Source organism: Gordonia sp. NPDC003504 (genome assembly GCF_053587995.1).
Map to the genome: position 1 here is coordinate 289,038 of NZ_JBSFPC010000001.1, position 20,444 is coordinate 309,481.

Below are 20,444 nucleotides of genomic sequence, written 5' to 3' on the forward strand. Positions count from 1 at the left end.
GCTACCGCAGCCGCGCCACGATGCCCGCGTGCACCGCCCGCAATCGCTCCCGGTCGGTGACCACCTCGATCACCTCGATGCCCTCACCACCCGGCTCGGCCAGCACCGCCGACACCTCACCCACCTCGACCCGACGATGCGGCAGATGGAAACCCGCGCACAGCGACGCCAGGTCCGTCCGGTGCGGCGTGCCGAACACCCGCTCATACGCCCCCGCATACGGGCCGGTGTTGAACCGCGGATCTCCCTGCTCGAGCAGCCCGAAGATGCCACCCCCGTCATCATTGGCGACGACGATCCGCAACGATGTCGGCCTCGGCTCCCCCGGTCCGACGATCAGGCCGGTCGCATCGTGCAGGAACGTCAGATCACCCATCAGGGCGACGGTCCGCGCACCCGGATGGTCGATGTCGTGCGCCAACGCCGCACCGATCGCCGTCGAGTTGGTGCCGTCGATCCCGGCGACACCCCGGTTCGACAGCACCCGCACACCCGCCGGGACCCGCCCGGCCAGGGCGATGTCGCGAATCGGGTTGCTCGCACCCACCACCAGCTGATCGCCGGGCGCCATCGCCGCGCTCACCGCCCGCGCCACATGCAGTCCGGTCGGCGCGCCACCCGCGTCGAGTTCGGCGTCGACCGCCCCGAGCGTCCGCTGATGGATCTGCTCACACTCCTTGAGCCACTCCTCACGCGGTTCGCCGACGGCCTCCACCCGCGTGCCCGTCGCGTACACATTGCCCGACACATCCGGCCACCGCGGGCCGGTGGTCACCGCGTACACCTGCACGTCCGGGTCGGCCAGCAGGCGTGACACCCCGCGGTGCAGCGTCGGCCGGCCGCAGATGATGGCCTGCCTGGGTGTGAGCGTGTCGAGCGCGAGGGGATGCAGCGGCGTCGACGGATGCGGTGCGGTCGGCTCGGCCACCGTCGGCACACCGGCCAGCTCCGGATACCACCCGGCACCGTGACCTGCGACGACGACGGTGTCGACGGATAGATCGATCGGCAACGGGATGTCGAGTTTGCCGACCGGCGCCTGCGTCCACGGCAACCCGCCCGGTCGGCCGGCGAATTCGCCGAACGCGTCGTCGGGTTCGGACCCCGGCCCCGGGACGAGGGGTTCACGCAGCGGGATGTCGAACTGCACCGGCCCGGCATTGCCGGTGCGCGCACCGCGCGCCGCGGCCAACACACGCCCGACCGCCGAACGCCACTGACTGTTCGTGTCGACGTCGGCCTCGGCCAGTCCCAGACTGATCGCCGCCCGCACCTGCGTGCCGAAGATGCCGAACTGTTCGACGGTCTGATTGGCCCCCGACCCGAGCAGCTCGTAGGGCCTGTTCGCGCTGACCACCACCAGCGGCACCCGCGCATAGTTCGCCTCGAAGACCGCCGGACTCATGTTGGCCACCGCGGTACCGCTGGTCATCACGATCGGCACCGGCCGCCCCGACGACGCCGCCAATCCCACCGCCAGATATCCCGCCGACCGCTCGTCGATCCGCACATGCAACCGCAACGACCCGGCCACGTCCGCGGCATGCAAGGCGAACGCCAGCGGCGCGTTCCGCGACCCGGGGCACAGCACCGCTTCCCGAACACCGCCGCGCACCATCTCGTCGACGATCACATGCGCCTGCAGGGTCGAGGGATTCATGCGATCCAGCGTAGTAGTGCCCGCACGAGGGCCCCGGTCGCGGCGGTCAGTCATCGGTCAGCCGACGATGGTGCCGCTCGTTCTGCAGGATCTGCTCGATGTCCTCGACGGTCTCCTTCCACCCATACAGGACGTCGTCGTAGGTCAGGCGCAACGGATCGAGTCCTTTGGTGAGAGCCTTACGATCCCGTCGGCGGTCCTTGCGGTAACTCTCCAGGCTGGTGTGGTGAAGCTCGCTGTCGCATTCGATGAGCAGGTTCTCCACCCGGAGGTCGACCAATCCGACCCTGCTGATGGGCGGTTGCACGATCACCACGTAACCGAGCCGCCGCAACCGCACCCGGACGATGGTCTCGGTCCCCGACATCGACGCCGGATCGCACTCTTCGAGGAGCATCCTCATGTACTCGTCGACGCCCGGCAGCATGGCGATCAGCCACTCCACGTCCAGGCCGTGCATGTTCATCACCGAATCGCAGACCACGATCCAGTGCTCGTCGGTCATGCAGTGCGCCGCTGCTGCCAGCGCCACCATCAGCGGATCGAGGATCGTCGTCACCGGGGTCAGTGACCCAGGTGGCCGGCAGCATCCTGCCCATTGACGAGTCGCCGCCTTCCCCGTCCGGACATGCAGTTGGTCATAGCCGGGCGGCACCCAGATCCCGTACTTCGTCAACGCGGTCGGCCCGCTCACTGCGCCATACCGTCGCGCTGCGGCGATGGCCTCAAGGTCGGCTCCCGGGGCGGCAAACCATCCGCGCCGGATCTGCTCGAGTTCTTTGCGCCGCACCATTCGCTTGATGTCGGTATCGGTCACTCCCGCCGCGAGCAGCTCCGGTCGGGTGCTGACGCCCAATGTCACGATCTTGTCGATGTTGTTCGTGTTGTCCATGGCCATTGGACGCAGCAGGACCCCGTGTGGCTCCATCGAGTTCCAGCTTGGGGAGAAGACGATCTTCGAACCGCGTGCGCTCCACCCGGACCCGCTTCACATCAATCCCATCAGACACTAGTGTCTCATCTGCCACATCCGTGTCACGGAGGATCCCCGGGCGCCCGACCCTGTGCCCATTTCTAGACATTCTCGGAGTAGCCTCGCCGCAAAACCCCAGGTCAGAGCGATCTGCTACTGAGCGGGATGTCTAGAAATGGGCAGAGGGTTCGGCCTACCCTCACTTCCATGGCCCCCGGCTTCTATGATCGCCACATTTTGCCCCGTCTGATCAATCTGACCTGCGGTTCGTCGCTCATCCGACCGCTGCGAACCACCACCTGCGCCCCACTGACCGGCCGCGTCGTCGAGATCGGGTTCGGTTCCGGACTCAACATCGTCGCCTATCCCGACACGGTCACCGAGGTCGTCGCCGTCGAACCCTCCGACGACGGCTGGGCCCTGGCCGCCGAACGCGTCAGCACGGCCACCGTCCCGATCACCCGCGCCGGCCTCGACGGCCAGTCACTCCCCTTCGCCGACAACACCTTCGACTCCGCGCTGTCCACGTTCACGATGTGCACCATCCCGGATCTGTCCGCCGCGCTGTCCGAATTGCGCCGCGTCCTCAAACCCGGCGCCCCGCTGTGTTTCCTGGAACACGGCGACGCCCCCGACTCCCGCGTCCACCGCTGGCAGCACCGCCTCGAACCGATCCAGCGCCGCGTCGCCGGCGGCTGCCACCTCACCCGCGACATCCCCGCCGCCCTCACCGACGCCGGCTTCACGATCACCGACCTTGACCGCTTCTACCAGCGCGGTACGCCCCGCACCTTCGGCGCCATGTCGCTCGGCACCGCCCACGCCCCCTGACCCACGCCCCCTGACCCCACGCACCCTGAGGGCTCCGCGCCTACCCTGGACCCAATGCGCCGCCACACCCTCCTCCGCTGGATCGGGTTGGCCCTCCTCACCGCGATCACCACGGCGCTCCTGCAACTCCTCGACGTCGACGCCGCCGCCCTGTTCGCCGGCTTGGTGGTGGCCGCGGTACTCGCCATCGCCGGGATCGCTCCCCGCGCCACCGCCGACAACCCGGACGCCCCCGTCATCCCGCGGCCCCTGTTCCTGGCCTCGCAGGGCGTGCTCGGCGTGTTCATCGGAACGATGGCCGACCCCGACACCCTGTCCGGACTCGGCTCGGCGTGGCTGCCGGTGCTCGTCGTCGGCCTGGGCACGCTGGCGCTGTCGGTAGTCGGCGGCATGCTGCTCGGCCTGCACAAACAGGTCGACACCCTGACCGGCGCCCTGGCCCTCGTCGCGGGCGGCGCCTCCGGATTGGTCGCGCTCACAAGGGAACTCGGCGGCGACGAACGGATGGTCGCCGTCATCCAGTACGTCCGCGTCGCGTTGGTCACCATCACCATCCCGCTGATCGCGACCGTGGTGTTCCATGCCAGCGCGGATGGCGTGGTGGTGGAATCCCCGTCGGCCGGCGACCAGGGTTGGGGTCTTCTCCTACTCGCCGTGTGCATCGGGATCGGCCTGCCCCTCGGCCGCCTCATCCACCTCCCGGCCGCCGGCCTCCTCGGCCCGATGGCCATCGCGACAATCATCGAACTCACCGGGATCGCCGGCGACGCCGCCGTCTCCGGCATCCTCCTCGGCCTTGCCTACGCGGTAATCGGCTGGCAGGCCGGCCTCGGTTTCACCCTCGACCGCCTGCGTGCCATCGGCCGCGTGCTGCCGTTCGCCATCGTGTTGATCCTCGGCATCGGCGTCGGCTGTGCACTCCTCGGCGTGCTGCTGTCGGCGTGGACCGGGGAGTCGATGTTCGACTGCTACCTCGCCACCACCCCCGGCGGCATCTACGCGGTGCTCGCCGCCGCCACCGCGGCCGGCGGGAACGTGGCGTTCGTCGTCGCCGCCCAGATCCTGCGGGTCCTGTTGATGCTGTTCGTCGCACCCTTCGCCGCCCGGTGGGTGGCACGACGCGCCACCCCACTGTGATCGGGCTCGCACGACGACTAGGCTCGCCACCATGACTAGCGGGGAAAGTGTCAGCGCAGACTTCACCGACGACGACGTCACCGAGGAACCCACGGTGGCCGAGAGTGCCGAGCAGTCCGACCGCGAGTTCGACGTCGTCGTCTTCGGCGCCACCGGATTCGTCGGCGCGCTGACCGCGAAGTACCTCGCCGAGCACGCGCCCGCCGGCACGAAGGTCGCCCTGGCCGGGCGGTCGGAAACCAAACTCGCCGACGTCCGACGCCGCCTCGGCGGCCACGCCGCGCACTGGCCGTTGATCGTCGCCGACTCGTCGTCACCGAGTTCGCTGGACGCGATGGTCGCGCGCACCCGCGTCATCTGCACGACGGTCGGCCCGTATCTGAAGTACGGTGAGTCGCTGGTCATCGCGGCCGCCTCGGCCGGCACCGATTACGTCGACCTCACCGGCGAGGTCCCCTTCGTGCACTTCGCCATCGACAAGGCCCACGAGACCGCCCAGGCCAGCGGCGCCCGCATCGTCAACTCCTGCGGATTCGATTCGGTCCCTTCAGATCTCGGCACCTACCTGCTCTACCGCAAGGTCGGCGACGACGACGCGGGCACCCTCACCGACACCACCCTCATCCTGAAGTCGTTCCGCGGCGGTGTGTCCGGCGGCACCATCGACTCGATGCGGGTGATCGCCGAGCAGGCCAAGGACTCCCAGACCCGACGTCTGCTCCTCAACCCGCAGGCGTTGTCGGGCACTCCCGGGAACACCCCCAAGGCGGCGATGTCCTCCGAGCCAAGCGACATCGCGATCGTCCGGGCCCGCAACGTCGACCCGTCCCTGCGCGGCACACTCGCACCGTTCTTCATGTCCTCGCACAACACTCGCGTGGTACGACGCTCGAACGCGTTGCTGGACAACGGCTACGGCCCTGACTTCCACTACGCCGAAACGATGAACGTCGGCTCCATCCCTGGTGTCTCCACGCTGGCCGCCAGCGCTGTCGGCGTGGGGGTGGGCGCCTTCCTCGGCCTGATGAGCTTCGGCCCGACGCGCCGCCTTCTCGACAAGGTCCTCCCCGAACCCGGCGAGGGACCGAGCGAAAAGGCCAGGGACAACGGCTACTTCGTCACCGAAACCTTTACGCGCACCAGCACCGGCCGACGCTACCGTTCGACGATCCGAGCCACCGGCGACCCGGGCTACAAGGCCACAGCCGTCATGCTCGGCGAATGCGCACTGACGCTGGCCCTCAACCGCGACAAACTACCCAAGCTCACCGGCGTCCTCACCCCTGCCGCCGCCATGGGCGACGCCCTCATCGATCGCCTCCGCGAGGCCGGTATGACGCTGGAAGCCGAAGAGCTGACCTGAGCCGCATCGTTGCCGCCCGGCGAGACCGTCGCGAGAACACGAGCACGAGTCCACGAGCACCGGCTACGGCTGCCCCGGCTTCAACGCGATGAACAATGCGTCGAGCTCGGCACACAGCCGATCGCCGTCGTGCAGCGTGCCTTTCACGAAGGCCTTGCGCCCGTCGAGTTCCTCCACCCAGGTGTGCATCCGCAGCGGGATCTCCAGTGGCGTCAGCGACCGGTAGTTCACCGTCAGATAGGCGGTGCGGGTGATGCCCTGGACCTTCAACGCCGATGCCATGCCACCGAGGTCGTCGAATGCGACGGCGACGTGCCCGCCGTGGGCGGCCTTGTTGCCGCCGAGATGAAAGGGCCGGAAGGTGACCGCGGCGACCACACCGTCGGGCCCGCCCTCGGTGATCTCAAAGGGCGGCAGCGTGATGTTGCCGCGGGCCGGCAGGTCGATGCGGGTACCCGCCGGTGTCTGCCACTCGTCGATCTGCACCTGTTCCAGGCGCGCATTCAACCCGCGCATCTGATCGATGAAATCGGCGACCATGTCGTCGGGCGGGCACGCATACCGCGCCAGATCCATCATTCGACGGATCTCCTCGTTGAGTTCGCCGTACCGCGGCCCACCCCGCTCGGTGGTGATGTCGATGCGCGCCCGGAACCCGCCCTCGTGGGGGGAATCGTTGTCGGCGGGCTGAGCCCAATCGTTCTGTGGCGCGGAGGTCATGCCTCACACCGTATCGGCGGGCCACACAGGCCACGTCGGCGGCGTCACTCGCGGCGGCGCACCCGACCGGCGCCGACGACGGCATGCGGCCCCGTGGTGTACTGCGTCCGGGTGGCCTCCCGGCGATCACGCAGCCGGATCATCGCACCGATGAGAAGGGCGGCCCCCACCGACAACGCCACCCACGCCAGGGCGACGAGCAGCACAATTTCCCACACCTTCACCACCCCAGGGTGCCAAAGAAACGACCGAAAGTGTCCCCGATCCGAGGGACACGCGCGGAATTGTCAGCAGTCCCTCAGCTTGCGGCTCGGCGGCTCTCAGGTTGCACCGCGCGATTCCACAGCGCCACGGTCACGCCCCAGAGCTCGTGATCACCACGTCGGCCCACCGCATCGGTGTGCTCGACCAGCAATCCCTCCCGCTCGAACCCTACGTCGGCGAGCACATCCGACAATGAGGACTTCGGCATGCAGACCACCGCCACCCGACGCAGCCCCCGCACCGCGAAAGCACTACTGACCAGCGCATTCACCACCGCCGCCAGCGACTCGTCGGTACCGGGGCGCAGGTCGAACCACGCGGTCACATGCGACGAGAGCTCATCGAGACCCCGCAGTCCGCACACGCCGGCCGGCCCGCCGTCAACCGTCACCGTAAACGTGACGTCGCGTCCGGGACGCGCGGTCAGGACGACGCCGCCCTCGTGCACGGGCCGACGGACGACGCGGTGCCGGCCGATCCTGCCCACGACGCCGCACACGCCGCCACAGAGTACGCCGAGCACGTAACGCAGGCCGTCACCGACGGTCGACAACCGCCAGTAACGCGGCCGCGCGGCCCGCGACAGGTGCCGTCCCACGGCGTTGCCGCCGGGATCGAAGTACCGGCTCAGGCTCCGTGTGACGCCTTCGGCGGGCACCGTCGACAGACGCAGAGTCAGCTGCAGATGGTCCCGTTCGACGCCGTCGGCCCCCACCCGGAAGTAATTCCGCATGAGCGCCTCCTCCGCGAAACCACTCTTACGGCAGGCACCGGCGGCGCGGACGTTGTCGACGCACACCGGCGCCGTCACCCGCTCCGCTCCGAGCGTGGCGAACGCGAAATCCGACAGCAGGGAACCCGCGAGGATCGCCAGACCTGACGATGCGAGCGTCGAGTCGACCCAGATCCCCAACTCCGCCGACCGGCCTCGCCGGTCGATGTCGGTCAGTGCGCACTGGCCACGCAGTTCCCCGTCGACGTCGATGACGAAACCCACCGATCGGCCGGCCCGCGCCTCACGGCGGCTGCGCAGGCATTCCCGCAGCCACGCGCGGTCGGAGTGACGCTGCTCCCACCGCAGTGGCGAGTACGCCCAGAACGGTTCGATCAAGTGCCGGTCGCGCACCCGGATGCCACGCCAGGCGTCGACGTCGTCGAGGCGTGGCGGACGCAGCACCACGCGATGCTCCCCCATCGGCCACGGCCCCAGTTGCAGATGCGACAGATCGGGTCCGGACCTACCTCTGATCAGCGTCATTGCCGCGCCCCGATCCGGATGCGTGTCCCGATGAGACGCAACACGGCACGCATCTGCGTGGGCATCGCCACCAGCAACGCGGCGGCGTACACCGTCACGAAGAACACACCGCCCACGGCCAGGAACGCGACACCGCCGATGACGCCACGCGAATCCGAATGCAGCACGCCATGTTCGAGCGTCCACGCGGCCACGGTGGCCAGCGTGGCACACAGCAGGGACGGCACCGTGGCGGCGATCACCTCACGCCAGGCGAAGCCGACCATCGGGCGTGCGAGGAACACACAGGTCATACCCACCACGATCGCGGTCACCGACGCCGACAGCGCCGCACCCCACAATCCGAACGGACCGATCAGCGCCAGCAGCAGGCCGATACCCAGTGTGACCTCAACCGCGGTGTACCAGTTCAGAAGTTGGGTACGCCCGGTTCCCTTGATGGCCTCCTCGCTCACCGAGATCAGGGCCTTGCCGACGCCGAGTCCCGCCATCGCGACGACGACGACGCCCGCATCCCGCCACTGCTCACCGAAGACCACCACCACCGCAGGCTCGCCGAAGGCGATCATCATGCCCGACAGGGCCGCCGCTCCCAGCATCGCCCACTGCAGGGCTCGCAGGAAGGCCGGTTTGAGTCGCTCCGGGTCGGATTTGAGCCGTGAGAACGCCGGAAACAGTGCGATGGCACCCACTTCGATGATCGCGCGTTCCGGCATCGCCGAGACCCGTTGCCCGTAGCGGAAATTGCCGAGGTCGGCTTGGCTCAGACCGCGGCCCACCACCACCGACTCCACCACCGATTGCACTCGGGCGCCGATCATGCCCAGTACCAACGGCATTCCGTACCGTGCCAGTTCCCGCCACAGTCGTACCGAGGCGCGGCCACGGCGGGGCCGCCAATCGGTGATCACCCACAACGTCGCAACCCACGCCACGTAGGACGCATAGAATCCGGCCACCATCGCCCACACACCCCACCCGGCGACGGCGGTTCCGACGGCCACCGCGGCATACACCACCGCAACGGTGGGCCCGACGATCAGACGCCGCTTGACGCTGAACTCTCGCTGCAGCAACGCTTCCGGCACATTGGTGAACGAATACAGGAACAACACACCCGAGGTGGCGGCGGCAATCAGCCCGACCTCGCTGCTGTGGAACGCCCACCCGATGAGCGGGCTCGCGGCCAGGGTGAGCAGGCTCATGCCGAGCCCGGCGATTGCCGTCACCCAGAACACGGTCTCCGCGGCATCCTCGAGTTCGTTGTCGCGGTGAATGAGTCCCGAACGCAAGCCGCCCTCGACGAAGTTGCCGAGGAATGCGGCGACGACGGTGCCGGAGATGAACAACCCGACCTCCGTCGGCGTCAGCAACCGGGCCAGGGCGATGGTCTGGGCCAAGGTGACGATCTCGCCGAACACCAGTGCCGCCGCCGACGCCGCGGCGACGTTGCCGACGACACTCGACATCGACCGTCCGTCGCGTGTCTCGTCTTCTTCGGATACGCGGTCCTTCGAGTCGGTGCTCATCGGATCACCGGACCGTCGATGCTCATGCGTCGGTCCGCCCGGCCGCCGCGGCGTGTCCCGCCGCCACCGAGTCGAGGAACCCGTAGAGCGTGTCGGTGCTCGCCGCGATCTGCTCGGCCGCTCTGGACCGCAACGGCTCTCGCACATCGTCGGCCGAATCCCACGCGTCGGTCAGCGCACCGGTCAGGACGGTCTCGAGGTCGGGGTCGTCGAGGTGAACCACCGTGACACCGGTACCGAACATCTCGGCCAGACCGTAGAACTTGTCGTCGTAGTAGGCGGTGGAGGTCAGCGCGATCACCGGAATACCCTGCGACAGAGCGAAAACCGCAAGGTGGTAGGCCCCGGTCACCACCACCCGACACGCTCCGACGCGCTCGATCACCGCCGACGGATGCGCATACCGGTGCGGCATCGCCCGCACCTTCGGATACCCGTCGACCAGTGGCAGCGTCGAGATCCGGTCCTGTGACTGGTATTCGGCGATGGCCAGTGGCGCGATCGTTGCATCGTGTCCGGCGGCGACGGTACGGACGACCCGACCGACGCACTCCTGGGCCGCAAGCGCCACCGGCGAGTAGTCGGCCACCCGCAGACACAGGCCGACGTCGCTGCCGACCTCGTCGGTCCGCGCACGGTAGGCCAGTTCGATGGCGTCGTCGCCGGTCACCACCACCCGGTCACGTGGCACACCCAGCGACTCGAGGAGAGCCGGACCCCGACGGCCCTCGCGCAACGCGATGACCGATGCCGCCCCGAGCGCGCCCGCCGCCCGTTCCCGCAGCGCGGGATCGTCCAGCGGGCCGAGCCCTTGGCCGACCAAGGCCACCGGAACACCGTGCGCCACCGCATGTTCCATCAGACCGAACACCCGATTCGACTGCGCGCTGTCGGCGTCGGTGAGGTAGCCACCGCCCAACGCGACGATCACCGTGGCCTCTTCGGCCGCCGCGAACGATCCGCGGGTGACCGCCACCCGCGGCGGCGGAGGCACGATCTCCTCGGGGCGACCGATGAGCACCAGCCACGCCCGGCGCAACCGGTTGCGTGCACCACGCGCCCGCTGCGGCAACCACACCCGCGCACACAACGCGGCAATGACGATGGGCCCCACCAATTGTGGGCCGACGTGCTGCGCGAGATTCTCCCACCACGTCGGCGGCCCCCACGGGTCGGCGTCGCCGACGGTGACCGCCTCGACGTCACCAAACAACGCGCGCAACAACATTGGCGAGTCAGTGAGCACCGCCACCCGCGCATGGGGCCACCGGCGACGGATGCGCTCGATGGTCATCTGCATCATCGCCATGTCCCCGTGATTACGGAGCCAGTACTCGCTGTTCTCGATGAGCACCCGTGGTCTGGTTCCCCCCACAACCACAGATGCCGCAACTTCCCCCATGAAATTCTCCGAACTCTTCTGCCCCGGAGACACCGGCCTACCTGTGTCGATGCACCCCAGCGCTCCCCCGGCATGACGGAATGGCCACGCCGTTTCCCCCGCGCCCACTTTACTGTAATGCACAAAAGATGGTTCACTTGTCCAAGGACAGTTCTCGGTGAGCGTGCGACACCCGTCTGCGGATGTCACATCAGGGAGGCACCGACGCTGTCCACACGTCCGGGGGGACGCTACAAGCGAAGACATAGGATGCCCAATTTGGGGGGGCCTCCGCGTACAAACGCGAAGGGAAACATCGTGAATACGAGCAGCTTTGCTGCGATCCATTGGGATCGCATCTGGCGGCGACGCTATCTCGTCGCCGCCATCGCGATCATCATCACACTGATCGGGACGGTGTCGTCGCTGACCACCGCGACGACCTATTCCAGCAAGGCCACCCTGTCGGTTGCGTCACAAATCCGTGCGCCGGAACAGGATTCATACCTTGCGCAGGGATACATCAACTTCTTCAACGATCCCGCCTACCAGGCCACCCTGCGCAGCATCGCCGCGGTACCCGCGGATGTCACTTTCGCCGCGTCGTTGGCCGGGCCGAGTCCGTTGATCTACATCACCGCCACGTCCACCGACTCCGCGCAGGTCGAGGCCGCGGCCGGGCAGATGGCCACGGCATTGCAGAACACCGTGAACGACGCAATACGGGCAGAGCAGGATCGTTCGGTTGCCGCCATCCGCAAACCATTTGACGACATCCGCAGTGCCAGCGGGGTGATCCCGCAGCAATCCCTGGCGCAGTTGGAGGACCGCATCAGTCAGATCACCGGCGATTCCACCAACCAGGTCACCACACTCGGCCTGCGGTCGGAGGTGTCTTCCTCGGGTGGACCCAGCATGATCACCATTGCGTTGGCATTGCTCGCCGGCCTGGTGGTCGGCGCCGGTGTCGCACTGGCCTGCGGCATCTTCACCCGCCGGACGGATTCCGCACACGACCTGCACGCGATGACCGGGCTCGAGTCGCTGGCGACGGTACCCACCGCCGAACCGGCCGGCACGCGCAGTCTGCAACATCTCGCCGTCGCACTCGATCACCGCGCCGAACCCACCTCCCCGCTGATCGCGCTGTGCGGCACCAGTTCCGACGATTCCGCCGCACACGCCGCAGAAGTGGTTGCGCGCAGCTGGCGCCGCTCCGGACTGCGGGTGGCGATCATCGACGCCGCCCACGGCCGTGATGAGGGCGACCCGACCACGGAGACCTTCCTCGCCGATGAGTCCGAGGACTTCCTGGCCCTCGAACTCTCCGACGACGCACCTCCGCCGGCCGCGGCGCTGCGCACCCTGCTCGACGGGGCCGGCGGCCGCTACGATCGCATCCTGCTCATCCTGCCGCCCATCACCGAATCCAGTGACGCGCAGGTACTCTGCAGCGTCGCACGCGAGTGCGTGCTGGTGGTCGACCAGTCACGATCCACCAACGCCACGGTCGGTTCGACCGTCGCCCTGCTCCGACAGGTTGACGCCACGATCCTCGGCACCGTGTTCGTCGAGCATCCGATCCCCGTCGTCGGGCGACTTCCCCGGTTCCGTACCGGCGGTGAGGCCACGGCCACGTCGGACACCGCGGACGGCGTGACATCACCGACGGACGACATCGACTCGCCGGCAACCGATGTCGACGCGGAGAACACCGACACCGCCGACACCGCCGACACACCGGAGGATCCGGACGTGGCCACCCACCCGACCTGGCGTGAGTCCCGCGGATCGGATGCGGACGCATACGGGCGCAGCGAACCCGCCATGCAGTCCGCCGGCACACGCTGATCCGGTGACACCGGTTCCGATCCCGCTCGCGCACAACAGATCGCGGGCGATCCGGGTCATCGTCGCTGCCTCGGTGGCGGTCGTCGTCACCGTCGGTGTGCTGGTCGCTCCGGCACAGTTCCCGCTCTTGGCGGCCCTCGGGGTGATCGCGATCGCAGCTGCCGCTGCCGGTTTGGTCAATCCGCAGATCGCGGTCGCCTACCTGATGGTGGCCATGTTCGGCCGCATCGCCCTGAGTGCGGTCGCCCCGGTCGATCCGTTCGTCCCCGCCTTCGCCGGAGTGCTGCTCGCGATGCTGCTGTGGCTGTCCGCACGCCACGGCGCGCTGCCACGACCCACCTGGCTCGACGCGATGATGGTCGGCTACCTGCTGTGGAACATCTACTCCTGGTGCGCGCCACACGATCTGTCGGTCAACTATCCGCTGACCGACACCGACCTGTCGGTCTACCGTTTCATCCTGACCGGCACCGCGATCCCGTTCACGATGTACCTCGTCGGCCGGATGGTCTATCGCAGTGAGAAGTCCGTCCGGGTGATCATCTGGATGACCGGCGCCTTCGGTGCGTACTCCGCACTGATGAACACCTGCCAGTTCCACGCACCCGCGCTGGTGTTCCCGCGGTACATCGTGACCGCTCCGAACTGGGCCGGGCGCGCCAACGGCATCTTCAATCAGCCGGTCGCCAACGGGATCTGCCTGATCGCCGGGTTCCTCGCCGTCATCACCGTCGCCACCGATCCACGTCTGCGGTCGGTGTGGATTCGGGTGCTGCTGTATGTGGCGGCCGGGGCGATGGCCTACGGCGTGTACCTCACCTACACGCGCGTGGTGTGGTTGGCCTTCGTCATCATGATCATCGTGGGGGCCGTTCTCGCCAAACCCCGCACACCATATGTGATCTCGTTGCTGGTGGTCATCGTCGGCGTGATGGCCACGTGGAGTCGGCTGACCAGCAGTGACCGGTCGGCCGGCGGTGTCGCGTCGGTCAACGAGGTCGACGACCGGCTCAACTCACTGGCCACCTCCTGGTGGGCCATCCAGGAGAAACCACTGTTCGGCTGGGGTATCGGACGTTTCACCGCGCTCAATACGGTGCACCATCAACGGTTTTCCGAGGACATCCCGTGGATGCGCGGTTTCGGCATCTCCTCTCACCAGAACGAGTCCGGGATCTTCGTCGAACTCGGGATCGTCGGTGTCGGGCTGTGGCTCGCCGTCCTGATCCTGTTGGCTCTCGCCCTGGTTCGCGCCGTCCGTGCCCTACCCGACGCCGGAGTCTGCGGCCGAAACCTGGCGTTGCTCGCCGCAATGACGATGCTCACCCTCGTCATCGCCGGCACCACCGTGGACCTGCGGTTCTTCGACTTCCCCAACGCGTTGGCATTCCTGCTCGCCGGCATCGCGATCGGCTGGTACGAACGAAGCCGCGGGCCGGGTGTCGGTGCCGCCCAGGTCGGTGCCGCTGCGATCGGCACCCCCGGAAAGGTTCCCCACGCCGAGAAGGTCTCCCATGTCGCCGTCCACTGACAGGATTGCGGCGTCGCCCATGATCGACCAGTTCTCCACGTAGGACAGGTCGAGGTGAACCGACTCCTCCCACGACAGGTTGGAGCGTCCCGATACCTGCCACAGTCCGGTCATTCCGGGCTTGACAAGCATGCGCCTCGCGACGCGACCGTCGTAGAGTTCGACTTCCTCGGGCAGCGGCGGCCGCGGACCGACCAGACTCATCGTCCCACCGAGCACATTGAGTAACTGGGGTAGCTCGTCGATGCTGTAGCGGCGCAGCAGTTTCCCGAAGCGGGTGACGCGCGGGTCGTCGTGGATCTTGAACAGCACACCGGAGCCCTCGTTCTGATCGAGGAGTTCCTGCTTGCGCAGTTCCGCATCGCGGTACATCGACCGGAACTTCCACATCCGGAACGGTGCGTTGCCCATGCCGACGCGTGTCGCACGGTAGAACACCGGTCCGGGCGAGTCGAGTTTGATCAGCAGCGCGATCAGTGCCAGCACCGGCGCGATCAGCAGCATCATGACGGTGGCGCCGCCCCGGTCGACGAGGGCTTTCCGGAACCGGGTGGCGGCCTCGTACTGCGGTTTGTCGATGTGCAGCAACGGCAATCCGGCGACCGGGCGCACCATCATGCGTGGGCCGGCGATGTCGGTGATGCCCGGCGACACCATCATCGAGACACCGACCTTCTCCAGGTCCCAGGACAGCTCCCGCATTCCGGCATGTCCGAGGGCTTCCGCCGAGGTCACCGCGACCACGGAGGCGCCACACGCCTGCACGGCAGCACCGACGTCGTCGAAGTCTCCGAAGACGCCGACCTCGGCGTCGTCAACGATCAGAGCGGTCTCGGCCGGCCGCATACGCGCGGTCGGCAGGCACGCCCCGGCGACGTGCAGACCGAGTTCGGGGCGGGCAACCAGATGACTGATGAGGTGTGTGGCGGAGCGGGTTTCGCCGACGACGAGGACTCGCTCGATGAAGTCACCGTCGGATCGTCGGCGCGCCAGCCACTTTCGCCACAGCCAGCGCGATACCAGCAGGGCCACCGTGCCGACGGGCAGCGCCATCGCGAAGAATCCGCGCGAGACGTCGAGTTGCAGGGCGAGCGCCAGTATCGCCAGCACTCCGAACACCGACAGCGACGCCGAGACCACGCGACTGTATTCCACAGAACCAGAACCGATTACGCGTCGATCCAGCGTCTGGTACACCCGCAGTGCCACCATCCAGGCCACGATCAAGCAGATCGAGATCGCCGTAACCGGCAATCCCGCCGAACCCGACGGCTCGGTGTCGAAACCGAACCGCACCGACTGCGCCACGAACACCACCGCGGTGATCGCGATGAAATCCGTCCAGCCGAGCGCCATCGCATAACGCCGTAACACGTCCGCCGAAACTGACTGTGCAGCAGACGAATTCAACCACCGCAGGTGCTGTGCGCGCGTCTTCCCCCCGTCGTCTCCCGCGCAGAAGACGACGCCGTAGGCGTCACTATAGATCTCCCCCTCAAGAAGAATCACTTGTCCCGGCCCGTCATCATCACTTCGCAGCCCCCCAGCCGCGTCCCCACCGTGATGAGAAAAGCCAAGCAGAAATGTACTCCTTTGAACGGCCCGAGGCAATAGAACCGACAGCTCGCACCGGCCGCCGCGCCCACTGACAGCGCTGTCTCGAGAATCCGCGGGGCACGAGGGAATTCACGTTGGTCCTCCGGCCCGTCTGCCCATTTCTAGACATTCTGCGAGTAGAGATTCGGCAAAAGCCCAGGTCGCGGGGGTGGGTGTACTCGGCGAATGTCTAGAAATGGGCACGGGGTGTGCTCGACCTGCGAGATTCGTGTGCGTCCGCCGTCAACGGAGAAGAGAGCGCCGTCAACGCCACCCCATCCGTCCCCGATAACCTGTCTGCATGAGCACCGCAGCGGCGCAGTCGCAACCGTTCGACCCGACCCAGTGGGCAACCGTCCCCGGATTCGACGACCTCACCGACATCACCTATCACCGGCACGTCGGTGCGGGTCGAGCGAACGGCATCGTGCGGATCGCGTTCGACCGCCCGGAGGTGCGCAACGCGTTCCGGCCCCACACCGTAGACGAGCTCTATCGCACCCTCGATCATGCGCGCCGCAGCCCCGACGTCGGCACCATCCTGCTCACCGGCAACGGGCCGAGTCCCAAGGACGGCGGTTGGGCCTTCTGCAGCGGCGGTGACCAGCGAATTCGGGGTCGCTCCGGCTACCAGTACGCCACCAGCCACGACAGCGACGTCACCGCCGCCGGGGCGCACACCGTCGACGAGGCCCGCGTCAAAGCCGAGGGCGGTCGGCTGCACATCCTCGAGGTGCAGCGCCTGATCCGCACCATGCCCAAGGTGGTCATCGCCGTCGTCAACGGATGGGCGGCCGGCGGCGGTCACTCCCTGCACGTCGTCTGCGACCTCACCCTCGCCTCCCGCGAACACGCCCGGTTCAAGCAGACCGACGCCGACGTCGGCTCCTTCGACGCCGGGTACGGCAGCGCCTACCTCGCCAAGCAGGTCGGCCAGAAGTTCGCCCGCGAGATCTTCTTCCTCGGCGAGTCCTACGACGCGGAGACGATGCACCGGATGGGGGCGGTCAACCGCGTCGCCGACCACGCCGAGCTGGAGACCACCGCCATCGAGTGGGCGCGCGCCATCAACGGCAAATCGCCCACCGCACAACGCATGTTGAAGTTCGCGTTCAACCTCGCCGACGACGGACTGATGGGTCAGCAGGTGTTCGCCGGTGAGGCCACCCGCCTGGCCTACATGACCGACGAAGCGGTCGAGGGCCGAGATGCCTTCCTGGAGAAGCGTTCTCCGGACTGGGACGCGTTCCCCTACTACTACTGACCCACGCCGACCACGTATGCTGCGCCGACTCCTGATCACCCTGATCGTCATCGTCGTCGGAGGGCTCACCGCCTTCTACGGCCTGGGCTACCAACTGTTCTACCGGGATCACTCCGATCAGCTGCGTCACGTCGACGCGATCGTCGTGCTCGGCGGCGAGCACGACGGTCGCGAGGACTACGGAATCCAGCTGGCGCGTGAGGGTTACGCGAACACGGTGGTTATCTCCAACCCGGAACTGGCCATCCCGCCGGAGTACCTCGAAGGCACGTATCAGTTGATGCAACGCGTATGTTCCTCCAGCACAGCGCAAATCGAGGTGATCTGCTTCGCACCCAACCCGTCGACGACGCGCGGCGAGGCGATGGAGGTGCAGCGAATTGCCGCCGAACGCAATTGGCACTCGGTGATGGTCATCAGCTGGCGCTACCACATGGTGCGCGCCCGCTACATCTTCGGCCAGTGCTTCGACGGTCAGACCGTCATGAAACCCGTCCCACGTTCATACACAAGCAATTTCGGTTTCTGGACCAAGGAATTCGCCTACCAGTACACCGCACTGGGCAAGGCCGCGATCCTCGGCTGCGACTGACGCAGCAGAACACTCACCCCTTCAACGACCCCAACGCCGCCGGCCGCCCGAACAGATAGCCCTGGGCGTAATCGAAACCCAGCGTATTGAGGATCGGGATCAACTCGGGCGATTCCACTCCCTCGGCGACGGTCCGCAGTCCGGTGGCCTGCGCGAGGTCGCAAATGGTACGGGTGATCGCCACCGCGACCGGATCGACGAGTAGCTTGCACACCAACGCGATATCGACCTTGAGCACCGCGATCGGCAGATCCTTGATGTAGCTCAGGGCGGAGTATCCGGCACCGAGGTCGTCGATGCACACGGTGCAGCCGACCGCGCCGAGCTGCTCGATGGTGCGGCCCGCCTGACTCGGCCGGCGGATGATCTCGTCCTCACGCACCTCGACCCAGATCCGGTCGAGGGCGATCCCCTTCTCGGCGGCCGCATCGACGATCGCGTCCACACATCGCGGGTCCAGGAGCTGACGCTCCGACAGATTGATCGCGACGAAGGCCTTGGGGCAGTGGTTGGCGATGGCGCCCGAGGCGAGCGCCGACACCGCGGTCGCCAACGAGTCCCGCGTCACCGGACGCAGCAGCGCCGTCTCCTCCAGAAACGGGAAGAAGGCCGACGGGCCGTACAATTGCCCGCCCGAGCCGTACCACCGCAACAGGGCTTCATACCCGGCCACCTCACCGTCGCCGAGGGAGACGATCGGCTGGTAGTGCACCCGGAAGTCGCTCGGCGTGGCGCGGGCGAGCAGCTTCATCTGGGCGGCCTCGTCGTCGGTGACCGCGATGAGTGCGTCGTCGACCACCACGACCCGCGACGCCGACCTCAACGTCCGCGACAGCCCTCGATGCCCGAAGCGCACGAGCTCGCCCCAACTCACGGCTTCTGTCAGCATCCAGGCACCGACCACACCGAGGCGGACGTCGACATAGTTTGGCCGCTCGCCCGTGTCGATGAGAATTGCCCCCGCCTCGAAGCGACTCCGCAGCGCATCCAGTGCACCCGGTCCGCCGTGCGGGATCAGCAGCGCGAACCTCGTCGTCGACAGTTCGACGACGGTCACCTCCGCATCGATCGCCGACACGGTCTCGTCGATGTGCCGACGCGCCACGGCAACGGCAGCGGAATGCCCCAGCGTGGACGCCAGCCGATACATGGGGTCGACCTTGATGACCGCCACCACCGCGTCGGGCGTCGGCTCACCGACGACCCGCTCACGCTCCATGACTCCGCCTGCCCCCTGTGTTCCGGCCGCCGCCGCGCGCCACGACGCTAAACCCGAATGATTCCACGCCGCAGAACGCTTCGCACAACCGACTACCCGATTGACCACCGATTTCGCAAAGTCAGAAAGCCGCAATGTGGTTCACCGCTCGGGGCCGTGGCGAAATGGGTCAGGCGATCCATCCGACGGCCCACCGTCAGCCGAAGATCTCGGCGAGCTGCTCCATGTCGGAAACCCGCTCGGCATGGGTGGGCGCCAACGGCCCGGCCAGCACGACGGTGACCCCGGCCTTGCGGAACGCCTCGACCCGCTCGGTCACCAACGACTTCGGGCCGATGAGGCTCATCGCCCGGACGAGCTCGTCGGGCACCGCCGCGGCGGCCTCGGCCTTCTTGCCGTCGAGGTAGAGGTCCTGGATCTCCTTGGCCGCGTCGGCGTAGCCGTAGCGCACCGCGAGAGTGTTGTAGAAGTTCTTGCCGCGCGCACCCATGCCACCGATGTAGAGAGCGGCGTGATTGCGCACATGCTGCATGGCGCGTTCGATCTCGTCGGCATCCTCGGAAATCCGGGCGCTGGCGCCGACGACGATGCCGAGGTCGGGCAGCGACGGATCCCGCTTGGCCTTGCCCGCCGCGAGGGGCTCACCGAAGGCCAGGTCGACGTACTCGGGATGGAAGAGGAACGGCTGGAACTCCTCGAACATCTCTGCCGCCAGCTCGGTGTTCTTCGGCCCGATAGCTGCCAGCAACATCGGAATACGATCGCGCACAGGGTGATTGATGATCTTCAGCGGCTTGCCGAGACCGGTGCCGCCGTCCTCTTTGGTCAGCGGCAGCGTGTAGTACTCGCCCTGATAGTCCGACTTTTCCCGGCGCCAGATCTTGCGAGCGATCTCGGCGTTCTCCCGAGCCCGCCCGACGGGGTAGTCGTACTTGACGCCGTGGAAGCCCTCGATCACCTGCGGCCCCGACGCGCCGATACCGAGGATGAACCGTCCACCACTGATGTAGTCCATGCCGGCCGCAGTCATCGCGAGATTGGTCGGCGTGCGGGAGTACATCGGCAGGATGCCGGTCTGCAGTTCCATCTTCTCGGTCTTGGCGGCGATGTAGCCGAGCTGGCTGACCGCGTCGAAGCTGTAGGCCTCGGGTACCGCAATCCGCCCGACACCGGCATTCTCGAAGTCGACGAGGTTGTTGATGGTCTCGCGGAAGTCGCCCGCGTAGTTGATCGGCATACCCAGCTTCAGCGTCATGCCCGGATTCTTCCACACCC

General features: G+C 67.3%; 16 protein-coding genes and 1 pseudogene. 7 read left to right on the top strand and 10 right to left on the bottom strand.

Annotation, left to right across the window (positions count from 1 at the left end; translation table 11 throughout):
* Position 1 precedes the first annotated feature (1 nt).
* Complete coding sequence (gene menD / locus ACWDPV_RS01370) at positions 2–1,660, bottom strand: 2-succinyl-5-enolpyruvyl-6-hydroxy-3-cyclohexene-1-carboxylic-acid synthase (RefSeq protein ID WP_449741456.1); 1,659 nt, start codon at positions 1,658–1,660, stop codon at positions 2–4.
* 46 nt (positions 1,661–1,706) lie between these two features.
* Positions 1,707–2,588 (bottom strand): hypothetical protein, encoded by an 882-nt coding sequence (locus ACWDPV_RS01375; RefSeq protein ID WP_449741457.1) that lies wholly within the window; start codon positions 2,586–2,588, stop codon positions 1,707–1,709.
* A gap of 252 nt (positions 2,589–2,840) precedes the next feature.
* Between ACWDPV_RS01375 and ACWDPV_RS01380 the strand changes: the two genes are divergently transcribed.
* The 3 genes from ACWDPV_RS01380 to ACWDPV_RS01390 are packed head-to-tail and all read left to right on the top strand — an operon-like array spanning position 2,841 to position 5,964.
* Positions 2,841–3,464 carry a class I SAM-dependent methyltransferase gene (locus ACWDPV_RS01380; protein WP_449741458.1) on the top strand — a complete coding sequence of 208 codons (624 nt, stop codon included), beginning with the start codon at positions 2,841–2,843 and terminating at the stop codon, positions 3,462–3,464.
* Between the two features lie 54 nt (positions 3,465–3,518).
* Complete coding sequence (locus ACWDPV_RS01385; protein ID WP_449741459.1) at positions 3,519–4,601, top strand: AbrB family transcriptional regulator; 1,083 nt, start codon at positions 3,519–3,521, stop codon at positions 4,599–4,601.
* Positions 4,602–4,632: 31 nt separating this feature from the next.
* Positions 4,633–5,964, top strand: coding sequence for a saccharopine dehydrogenase family protein (locus tag ACWDPV_RS01390; protein ID WP_449741460.1), 1,332 nt, complete (start codon positions 4,633–4,635; stop codon positions 5,962–5,964).
* 63 nt (positions 5,965–6,027) lie between these two features.
* Here the strand turns inward: ACWDPV_RS01390 and ACWDPV_RS01395 are convergent, their stop codons facing one another.
* The 5 genes from ACWDPV_RS01395 to ACWDPV_RS01415 all read right to left on the bottom strand — a co-directional run bounded on the left by ACWDPV_RS01395 (position 6,028) and on the right by ACWDPV_RS01415 (position 11,089).
* A complete protein-coding gene (locus ACWDPV_RS01395) occupies positions 6,028–6,684 on the bottom strand; it encodes a PaaI family thioesterase (protein ID WP_449741461.1) in 657 nt (218 codons plus the stop codon).
* Positions 6,685–6,728: 44 nt separating this feature from the next.
* Positions 6,729–6,908 (bottom strand): hypothetical protein, encoded by a 180-nt coding sequence (locus ACWDPV_RS01400; RefSeq protein WP_449741462.1) that lies wholly within the window; start codon positions 6,906–6,908, stop codon positions 6,729–6,731.
* A 74-nt stretch (positions 6,909–6,982) separates the two neighbouring features.
* Positions 6,983–8,206: a GNAT family N-acetyltransferase gene (locus ACWDPV_RS01405; protein WP_449741463.1), complete on the bottom strand. Its 1,224-nt coding sequence runs from the start codon at positions 8,204–8,206 to the stop codon at positions 6,983–6,985.
* The gene (locus ACWDPV_RS01410) at positions 8,203–9,735 is read right to left on the bottom strand and encodes an oligosaccharide flippase family protein (RefSeq protein ID WP_449741464.1); all 1,533 of its coding nucleotides are present in this window, start codon (positions 9,733–9,735) and stop codon (positions 8,203–8,205) included. Before ACWDPV_RS01410 ends, ACWDPV_RS01405 begins: the two co-directional genes overlap by 4 nt.
* A gap of 22 nt (positions 9,736–9,757) precedes the next feature.
* Complete coding sequence (locus tag ACWDPV_RS01415) at positions 9,758–11,089, bottom strand: polysaccharide pyruvyl transferase family protein (protein WP_449741465.1); 1,332 nt, start codon at positions 11,087–11,089, stop codon at positions 9,758–9,760.
* A gap of 345 nt (positions 11,090–11,434) precedes the next feature.
* Here ACWDPV_RS01415 and ACWDPV_RS01420 point away from each other — a divergent pair, with 345 nt between their 5' ends.
* Positions 11,435–12,967 carry a hypothetical protein gene (locus tag ACWDPV_RS01420; RefSeq protein ID WP_449741466.1) on the top strand — a complete coding sequence of 511 codons (1,533 nt, stop codon included), beginning with the start codon at positions 11,435–11,437 and terminating at the stop codon, positions 12,965–12,967.
* Between the two features lie 796 nt (positions 12,968–13,763).
* Positions 13,764–14,171: pseudogene (locus ACWDPV_RS01425) on the top strand (O-antigen ligase family protein); the annotation flags it as partial.
* A 60-nt stretch (positions 14,172–14,231) separates the two neighbouring features.
* Here ACWDPV_RS01425 and ACWDPV_RS01430 read toward each other — a convergent pair.
* Positions 14,232–15,854 (bottom strand): sugar transferase, encoded by a 1,623-nt coding sequence (locus tag ACWDPV_RS01430; RefSeq protein WP_449741873.1) that lies wholly within the window; start codon positions 15,852–15,854, stop codon positions 14,232–14,234.
* Between the two features lie 541 nt (positions 15,855–16,395).
* On the opposite strand from ACWDPV_RS01430, the gene ACWDPV_RS01435 reads away from it, so the two are divergent.
* Positions 16,396–17,358 carry a 1,4-dihydroxy-2-naphthoyl-CoA synthase gene (locus ACWDPV_RS01435; protein ID WP_348804997.1) on the top strand — a complete coding sequence of 321 codons (963 nt, stop codon included), beginning with the start codon at positions 16,396–16,398 and terminating at the stop codon, positions 17,356–17,358.
* A gap of 16 nt (positions 17,359–17,374) precedes the next feature.
* On the top strand, positions 17,375–17,950 hold the full coding sequence (locus tag ACWDPV_RS01440) for a YdcF family protein (RefSeq protein ID WP_449741467.1): 576 nt from the start codon (positions 17,375–17,377) through the stop codon (positions 17,948–17,950).
* Between the two features lie 13 nt (positions 17,951–17,963).
* On the opposite strand, the gene ACWDPV_RS01445 is transcribed toward ACWDPV_RS01440, so the two are convergent.
* Positions 17,964–19,169: an EAL domain-containing protein gene (locus tag ACWDPV_RS01445; protein ID WP_348804999.1), complete on the bottom strand. Its 1,206-nt coding sequence runs from the start codon at positions 19,167–19,169 to the stop codon at positions 17,964–17,966.
* A gap of 196 nt (positions 19,170–19,365) precedes the next feature.
* Complete coding sequence (locus ACWDPV_RS01450) at positions 19,366–20,424, bottom strand: LLM class F420-dependent oxidoreductase (RefSeq protein ID WP_449741468.1); 1,059 nt, start codon at positions 20,422–20,424, stop codon at positions 19,366–19,368.
* Between the last annotated feature and the right edge of the window lie 20 nt (positions 20,425–20,444).